At 41.9% G+C, this 9090-nt stretch carries 9 protein-coding genes; all 9 read right to left on the reverse strand.

The window, feature by feature from the left end:
• Positions 1-45 precede the first annotated feature (45 nt).
• Entirely contained in the window at positions 46-1479 is a 1434-nt protein-coding gene (atpD, locus tag PENNN9_RS10390) for a F0F1 ATP synthase subunit beta (protein WP_058369616.1), read from the reverse strand.
• A gap of 38 nt (positions 1480-1517) precedes the next feature.
• The gene (gene atpG / locus PENNN9_RS10395; RefSeq protein WP_058369617.1) at positions 1518-2399 is read right to left on the reverse strand and encodes a F0F1 ATP synthase subunit gamma; all 882 of its coding nucleotides are present in this window, start codon (positions 2397-2399) and stop codon (positions 1518-1520) included.
• A gap of 206 nt (positions 2400-2605) precedes the next feature.
• Positions 2606-4150, reverse strand: a complete 1545-nt coding sequence (gene atpA / locus PENNN9_RS10400; RefSeq protein WP_058369618.1) for a F0F1 ATP synthase subunit alpha — start codon at positions 4148-4150, stop codon at positions 2606-2608.
• 93 nt (positions 4151-4243) lie between these two features.
• Positions 4244-4867 carry a F0F1 ATP synthase subunit delta gene (locus tag PENNN9_RS10405; protein WP_058369619.1) on the reverse strand — a complete coding sequence of 208 codons (624 nt, stop codon included), beginning with the start codon at positions 4865-4867 and terminating at the stop codon, positions 4244-4246.
• 13 nt (positions 4868-4880) lie between these two features.
• On the reverse strand, positions 4881-5351 hold the full coding sequence (locus tag PENNN9_RS10410) for a F0F1 ATP synthase subunit B (RefSeq protein WP_058369620.1): 471 nt from the start codon (positions 5349-5351) through the stop codon (positions 4881-4883).
• A gap of 117 nt (positions 5352-5468) precedes the next feature.
• Positions 5469-5717: a F0F1 ATP synthase subunit C gene (atpE, locus tag PENNN9_RS10415; protein ID WP_010197960.1), complete on the reverse strand. Its 249-nt coding sequence runs from the start codon at positions 5715-5717 to the stop codon at positions 5469-5471.
• A 33-nt stretch (positions 5718-5750) separates the two neighbouring features.
• Positions 5751-6620 carry a F0F1 ATP synthase subunit A gene (atpB, locus tag PENNN9_RS10420; RefSeq protein ID WP_058369621.1) on the reverse strand — a complete coding sequence of 290 codons (870 nt, stop codon included), beginning with the start codon at positions 6618-6620 and terminating at the stop codon, positions 5751-5753.
• A 726-nt stretch (positions 6621-7346) separates the two neighbouring features.
• Positions 7347-7745: an ATP synthase subunit I gene (locus tag PENNN9_RS10425; RefSeq protein ID WP_058369622.1), complete on the reverse strand. Its 399-nt coding sequence runs from the start codon at positions 7743-7745 to the stop codon at positions 7347-7349.
• A 283-nt stretch (positions 7746-8028) separates the two neighbouring features.
• Positions 8029-8823, reverse strand: a complete 795-nt coding sequence (locus tag PENNN9_RS10430; RefSeq protein ID WP_227511796.1) for a metal ABC transporter solute-binding protein, Zn/Mn family — start codon at positions 8821-8823, stop codon at positions 8029-8031.
• Between the last annotated feature and the right edge of the window lie 267 nt (positions 8824-9090).

The raw sequence follows: 9090 nt of genomic DNA on the forward strand, positions 1-9090 counted from the left end.
TAGGCTTGAACAGCCTACTTACGCTTTAGTAAATACTAACACAACTTATGCTGCAGTAGATTTCATTTTCTCTGCTTTGGCGACTACTTCTTCGATGGTACCAGCCATGTAGAAAGCTTGCTCTGGTAGATCATCGTATTCACCAGCGATGATTGCTTTAAAGCTAGCAATGGTATCGCGTAGTGGCACATATTTACCAGGCGCACCAGTAAAGACTTCGGCAACGTGAAATGGCTGCGACAAGAAGCGCTGGATCTTACGAGCACGGTAAACAACTAATTTATCTTCTTCTGACAACTCATCCATACCTAGAATGGCGATGATGTCTTTTAGCTCTTTATAGCGCTGCAACACTTCCTGCACACCGCGAGCAACGTTATAGTGTTCTTCACCGATCACTTGTGGATCTAACTGACGTGAGGTTGAATCTAGTGGATCAACCGCAGGATAGATACCTTGTGAGGCGATGTCACGGCTTAGTACAACTGTCGCATCCAAGTGAGCAAACGTCGTTGCTGGTGATGGATCTGTCAAGTCATCGGCTGGTACATAAACGGCCTGTACTGAGGTGATTGAACCTGACTGCGTTGAAGTAATACGCTCTTGCAGCATACCCATCTCTTCAGCGAGTGTTGGCTGATAACCAACCGCTGATGGCATACGACCAAGAAGTGCTGATACTTCAGTACCCGCTAGCGTATAGCGATAGATGTTATCAACAAATAGTAGTACGTCACGACCTTTGCCAGTGGCAGGATCTTTGGTATCACGGAAGTACTCAGCCATAGTAAGACCAGACAGTGCAACACGTAGACGGTTACCTGGTGGCTCATTCATCTGACCATATACCATTGCAACTTTAGACTTACTAAAGTCTTCAGTATTAACAACGCCAGCTTCTTGCATTTCATGATAGAAATCGTTACCTTCACGAGTACGCTCACCAACACCAGCAAATACTGATAGACCTTCGTGTTTTAGGGCGATGTTGTTGATCAATTCCATCATGTTGACGGTTTTACCAACACCAGCACCACCAAATAGTCCAACTTTACCACCTTTAGCAAATGGGCAGAGTAGATCGATAACTTTAATACCTGTCTCTAGCAGCTCAGTACTATTTGACTGCTCTGCATAGCTTGGTGCATCACGGTGAATCGACCATTTTTCTTCCGCTACAACAGGACCTTCTTCGTCGATAGGACGACCAAGAACATCCATAATACGACCTAGCGTACCTGTACCGACTGGCACAGAAATAGCTGCACCGGTATTAGTAACAGGAAGGTTACGCTTTAGGCCTTCGGTTGATCCCATGGCAATAGTACGTACAATACCATCACCTAGCTGTTGCTGTACTTCTAGGGTGGTTTCGGTACCGTCTACTTGCAAGGCATCAAAAATTTGAGGAACTTCGTTACGGTCAAACTCAACGTCAAGAACCGCGCCAATAATCTGTACAATACGACCGCTACTCATTGCGTTCTCCTTGAACTTCTATATATAGGTGTAGTCAATTATGAAACAGCAGCAGCACCGCCAACGATTTCCGAGATCTCTCGAGTAATCGCCGCTTGACGCAGCTTGTTATAAACCAACTGTAAATCGTTAATAAGGTCACCAGCATTATCTGTTGCTGCTTTCATCGCTACCATACGTGAGGACTGCTCAGAAGCAATGTTTTCCATTACCGCTTGATAAACAATCGACTCAATATAGCGACCAAGCAATTCATCAATCAACGTCTTGATGTCAGGCTCATAGATATAATCCCAGCTAAGCTCTGTCTGTATGCCACTTTCTTCATCATCAAATGAGCGCTCCGGTAAAGGAACCAATTGATTGACGGTTGGCTTTTGAGTCATGGCATTAACAAACTGGTTATATACCACATAGATACGGTCAATATTGCCGTTACTATAATCCTCGAGCATGGCCTGAACGGGAGAGTTTATTTGCTCAAACGTTGGTTTATCGCCATAGTCAGTCACCGCTGACGTCACTTTACCACCAAAGTTTTTGAAAAAACTCACCCCTTTAGCGCCAATGACTGCAAATTCAGTTTGTACAGACTGGTCTTGATAATCTCGAATACTCTTAGATAGAGCCTTGAATAAATTAATATTCAAACCACCCGCCAGACCACGATCAGAGGTAATGACGATATAGCCAACCTTGTTGACCGGACGCGATACCATGTATGGGTGTTTGTAGTCTGATGAAGCATGCACCAAATGTGAAATAACCCGGCGCATACTATCAGCATACGGGCGACCCACTTCCATGCGCTCTTGAGCACGGCGCATCTTACTCGCCGCTACCATTTGCATAGCACGAGTGATTTTTTGGGTGCTTTTAATACTGGTGACTTTGGCACGTATCTCTTTTAAGCTTGCCATAATGATTCCAATATAAGAGGGTTAAAAAGCATTTGCGCATGCAACATACAGTTAATATATAGTATCACTCTATCAGAGTACTCATTACATGTTTTGCATGACGCGACTAATACCGTCAATGGTTAGAATAATGGCGCAAATATCTGCTTAGACAACGCGCCCATTTTAACAATTAAATTATAACCAATCCGGCTTAACCCGTTAAATTAATAACTGTGATTCTGTTTAAAAGTCTGTACTGCTGACTTTAAACGTCCTGCGATATCATCGTTATAATTCGCAGTATCATCAATCTCGCGCATCAATTCACTTTGCTCATCATGCATATAGCGTAAGTAAGCTTCTTCAAAAGCACCAATCTTTTCAACTGGTACATCCGCCAAGAATCCTTCGTTTGAAGCATAAATAACCGCTGCTTGTTCAGCAATTGACATAGGTTGATACTGTTTTTGCTTCATCAGCTCGGTGACGCGCTCACCATGATCAAGCTGCTCACGAGTCGCATCATCAAGATCAGAGGCAAACTGAGCAAAGGCTGCCAATTCACGGTACTGTGCTAGCGCGGTACGAATACCACCAGAGAGCTTTTTAATGATCTTAGTCTGAGCAGAGCCACCAACACGAGATACTGAGATACCAGCGTTAACCGCAGGACGGATACCTGAGTTAAATAAGCTTGATTCTAAGAAGATCTGACCATCAGTGATCGAGATCACGTTAGTCGGTACGAATGCTGATACGTCACCTGCTTGGGTTTCGATGATAGGTAGTGCGGTTAAAGAACCTGTTTTACCTTTCACTTCACCGTTGGTGAACTTTTCTACATAATCGGCATTTACACGTGATGCACGCTCAAGTAGGCGTGAATGTAAGTAGAATACATCACCAGGATAAGCTTCACGACCTGGCGGACGACGTAGCAACAGTGAAATCTGACGATAAGCAACAGCTTGTTTTGACAAGTCATCGAATACAATTAGTGCATCTTCACCGCGATCACGGAAGTACTCACCCATTGTACAGCCTGAGTATGGTGCAAGGTACTGTAGTGCTGCTGGCTCTGATGCCGAAGCGACTACAACGGTGGTATATTCTAAAGCACCGGTTTGCTCAAGCTTACGTACGACGTTGGCAATAGTAGAGCGTTTCTGACCGACTGCGACGTATACACACTTGATGCCAGAAGCTTTCTGGGCGATGATCGCATCGATAGCCATTGCTGTTTTACCAGTCTGACGGTCACCAATAATAAGCTCACGCTGACCACGACCGATTGGAATCATAGTATCAACGGCTTTATAACCTGTCATCACTGGTTGATCAACTGATTGACGATCGATAACACCTGGAGCGATTTTTTCGACTTTATCTGTCAATTTGGCATCGATAGGACCTTTGCCATCAATGGGATTACCCAAGGCATCAACAACACGGCCTAGCATCTCAGGACCTACTGGTACTTCAAGAATACGACCAGTACAATAGGCTTTTTGACCTTCTTGCAGCTGTAGGTAATCACCAAGTACTACCGCGCCAACAGAATCACGCTCTAGGTTAAGCGCCATTCCATAGATTTCGCCTTCAAACTCAATCATTTCGCCGTACATGGCATCTTCAAGACCATGAATCTGCACGATACCGTCAGATACTTTGACAATCGTGCCTTCATTCTTTGCAGTTGCACCCGCATCAAGGTCTTGAATACGCTGCTTAATCAGGTTACTGATTTCCGCTGGATTCAATTGTTGCATTGCCTTGTTTCCTTTAATTTATGATAACCCGCCCACTGACTTAAATGCTCTTACGTTCACGCAGATTTTATATGACTGCGTCACTGAATGGCATTAGGCAGTTAGCTGTGTTTTTAACTGTTGTAACTTGCCGCGCATTGAATCATCAATGACTTTGTCACCGACTTTGATTGTAGCGCCTGCCAATAGACTTGGATCAACTGACTCATGAATTACCACACTAGCATTGAGCGATGCGGCAAGACGCGTTTGAATCGTTTCGCGCTGGGCATCGGTCAATGGATAGGCAGAAGTTACATATGCGTCAAGCTGCTTTAAGCTTATTGCCTTGTGACGGCGATAATGCTCATAAACTTCAGGAAGCAGTGCCAGACGCTCTTGTTCTGATAACTGTTTAATGAAGTTACTAAGTGCTACTGATACTTTCGTATAGCTGGTGTCACCGCTTGGTAGAACACCTTGGTTCTCATTTAACAGCTGCTTAAAAGCAGAGTCATTAGGACCAGCTACTTGCGTATCATAAAGATCGACCAAAGCAGCTGACTTATGCTCAGCAGAAACAGCTGGATTTTCCAGCCAAGTACTGAACGACTTGTCATTGACAACGCGGCTGGCAATAAATAAGAAGTTTTCCCACTCATTTACTACCCCATTTTCGTTGGCATAGTCAAACGCGGCTTTAGCGTACGGTCGTGCTAAGGTTGATAAGTCAGCCATGATATCCTCACAATTACAGCTTCGCCGCCAGTTGGTCTAACATACTGGCATGTTTTTGCTCATCGACTTTGTCTTGCAAAATCTTCTCAGCACCAAGTACAGCCAGTTCAGCAACTTGCGCACGTAATGATTCACGCGCTTGGTTAATTTCTTGTTCGATAGAAGCTTGCGCTTGTTGGCGAATACGCTCACCTTCTGCTTGGGCTTGCGTTTTTGCATCTTCGACAAGCTGGTTGGCACTTTTATTAGCTTGCTCGATTAAAGCAGCAGCTTTAGTCTTAGCAGCATCGAGTTCCTGCTGGACATCTTGCTCCGCGGTTGCCAGGTCTGCTTTTGCTTTTTCTGCGGCATTTAAGCCTTCAGCGATTTTACGCTGACGTTCGTTGATAGCCCCAATAAGTGGTGGCCACACGAATTTCATGCAAAAAATCACAAATATTGCAAAAGCAATGGCTTGACCGACGAGGGTAAAATTGATATTCACGTGATCACCTCTTTGTTAATGAAAAATCAGTTTAATTGGTCATGTTTGGCAGTCAAATCTTGACTATATTTGATAGTAAATCTTTGAACACCAAACACTTACAACTGAGCTTTCGGATTAACCTGCTAGAGGGTTAGCGAACAACAATAGCATAGCAATACCAACACCGATCATCGGAATAGCATCCAAAAGACCTGCTACGATGAACATACGAGTTTGCAACTGTGAGCCAAGCTCTGGTTGACGCGCAACCCCTTCTAAGAACTTACCACCTAGAATAGCAAAACCAATACCTGTGCCAAGTGCACCAAGACCGATAAGTAACGCTACTGCGATAACTGTGTAACCACCTAATACTGGATCCATTGATGTATCCTCATTTACCTATTGAATGTCTAATTAATGTTCAGTTGATGATGCAAGCGACAAGTAAACTATCGTGAGCATCATAAATACGAACGCTTGAAGTGTAATAATCAAAATGTGGAAGATAGCCCACGGTACCGATAACGCCCATTGAATCCAAAATGGCATTAGAGCAATCAGTATGAAAATCAATTCCCCAGCATACATGTTACCGAATAAACGCAAACCTAATGAAACAGGCTTTGCAATTAAGGTAACCGCTTCTAAGATGAAGTTGATGGGGATTAAAATAATTTGCAAGATAGGATTCTTGGCACTAAACGGATGTAGTGTTAACTCACCAACAAAACCGCCCACGCCTTTCTCTTTGATGCTATAAAAAAGAATTAACAAAAAGACTGAGAATGACATGCCAAGCGTGATATTGGGATCAGTTGTTGGAACAATCTTAAAGAACACGTGATGTGGATCATGGCCCATCGCGGCACCAATCTGGCCCGCTAGACTTGGAATAAAGTCGATAGGCAATAAATCCATTAGGTTCATCAAGAAGATCCAGACAAAAATGGTCAATGCCAAAGGTGCAATCAACTTTGAGGTACCACTGTAAGAATCACGAACGTTGTTATCAACAAACTCAACGATTAATTCAACTGCCGCTTGAGTTTTGCTTGGCACGCCTGAAGTCACTTTTTTGGCAACCATCCAAAAGATGGCACAAAATAAAATACCCAGACCAATTGACCATAGCATAGAGTCAAGGTGGATAGCATTAAAGCCCATTTGTCCCGCTTCTTCAGCAGTATAGGCAACTTTCCAACCTTCGCCTGGCAGATAGCCATACGTCCAGTTCGTTAAGTGGTGAGAGATATATTCTGATGATGTTTGTTGCTCGGCTGCCATAATATAAGCTTCTTATTAATCAACGATTGAATCAACTACCAAAGAATACGGTTGTCATCTGATAAGTATACTAATAACAATATTTGCCTGACCTAACTGAACTTTTAAGAAGATTAATAGCATCTTATAGGTTCGTATTATCTGCAAATAAATCGTTTTCGCACTCTCATGTAATCAACAACATCCAACCCATACTTCTGGTGCAGTTACTGGTTTTTGACAGACTTCAATAAAATTTAGTTATCAAAAAAGGGCTTATGAGTATTCATTACTAGCCCTTAGCATCTGCACATAAACGTACTTAAAGTTATCATATTAGTGTTTGCCGATATCTTGATTTGCAAGATATGTGCTCAATACAGCACGTTTAAGCAAAATAATTAGCTGCCTATCTTAATGCAGCGTAGTATTCGTGTAAAGGCAATTATGTGTTTTTTATCTGCTATGTAACTATTATAGTAGCTTGTAACGTTTAACAATATAGGTTTGCGCTCTTAATTAAATTGTAAAACATTATTTTTAAGCAATTATGTTTATAGTAATTATTAGTCTTATAAAACTTCAAAAACACATCATTTATTAATTTTCGACTTAGTCGTAGAGAAGTTGGACGGCAGGATGACATTTTTATGCTATTAACAGCATTATATTTATAGAATAAATATGGCGTTATATCGGATAAATACAAAAGCTCAGAAAATCATCATAAGCGACTGTCATTTATCATTAACGTATATGCCACAACATCCAACTGTGACTAATCTGCATTACCATAAAACCGATGAATAGCGCGGGCGCTGACAGGGGTCGTATGGTAATAAAAATTAGTGCGAAACCAAACACAGTCAACAACCATTTGGCCATTTGACCTCGATATAGCTGGCTAACAATATGTTGGCGCGCGCGATATCCTGTGTACCAAAAGATAAATCCAGCAAATACAGCTTGAGTAACAAAACTTAATAGCGCACCAATCGCAGTACTTTTTGCTACGACAAGATCACTGCTAAGCCAACTGACATCTATAATCCAAGCGACAATAATAAGGATAAATAGTATCCACGCTTGACGTTTAATATAGACGCCGATTTGATCTCTTTGCGTACGTTTGGCAGGTTTGGTCATCAGCTTACCTATAGCGTTGGAATAATAACCGTAGCATTCAAGTCATAGTAGCGTGTAAATGGCATACTTCTCTATGAACGGTTCACTATACAGATATAACCTTTTAACCAAAATAAAACGCCACTTATTATAAGGAGCAACTGAGTAATTAGCAAGTAATATATGGCAAATATCAAGCCTTTAATTCGTTATCGTTAATTAATGGTTCATAAAAATACTAAATAATCCTTAAATGCCAAATTGGCCCACTCATTACTCAAAACATTGTGTTGTTTGTTGATTATTAAGATATACAGTTACGTAATTTTTGCACCATGTTACTCCAGCCGCTAACGAAGTCTTTGCTACCGCTCATGTCTTCAGGCTGTACAATCATATCTACTGGCTGAAGCTTAGCAAGCAAACCTTTACCCGGAGCGCTTGGACTAACCAAACACATTTTTTTAACGGGACGCTGCTCATTAAGCCAACGAATCTGACTGGCTTTAGGTGCCAAATGATGGTCCGTACTCAAACTACCAGCAAGCTGTAATTGCAGCGCTTTTTCAATATATTGGTAAGCATCATGATAAGCCCAATAAGGATAGGTTTTTCGATTATCTAGTTGCGTCAACTCTACTGCTCTATCCAGTCGTTGGGCAAACTTCTTTGCGTTGGCTTGATACAAATTTTTATGCTGAGGGTTTGCATGACTGTGAATCACTGCCAGTGCACGGGTGATGGCTTTGGCGTTTTCAGGATCGAGCCAAATGTGCGGGTCTAAAGTATCTGCAATAGGTTGGCCTTTGACATCACGTAATGGGTGACGGTTAAAAGCATCAAAGCCAAATAAAGCAATCGCATTTGGTGCTGTGTTCAAGCTCGATGCAAGGTTGTTCTCTAATGGCTCACCAAACCACACAACAAACTTACTGTCTTGAATGGCTTTAATATCACCAGGGCTGATACTGCCATGATGTCCGACCTCCCCTGCTTGCAGTAGTCGATTGGCTGATGGCGCGCCTTTAGTGACGGCCTCACTTAATAAAAACAAAGGATAGTTACTAACGCTAACGGTCGCTGCTTGTACAGTCATCATAAATGAGCTTAACAGCATCAACATTAGCGTCAATGTGTATTTGGGTTGACACAAAAACTGTCCTATTCTGTAAAAGGAGAAGCTATTCATTCTATATTGGAAGTACTTATTTTTATTGTATAGATTGCTAAGGTTTTGGAGAGTAGCATTCATCGGATAACTGCCCTATAAGTATGGTCTAAAAAGATCAAGTCTGGAGAAACCACTTGATAAATAACAACGCTGATTTTACAATTTTTATTATGTTATACTATGATTTTTTTTTTT

It is taken from the genome of Psychrobacter sp. ENNN9_III, assembly GCF_001462175.1.
Lineage (GTDB): Bacteria > Pseudomonadota > Gammaproteobacteria > Pseudomonadales > Moraxellaceae > Psychrobacter.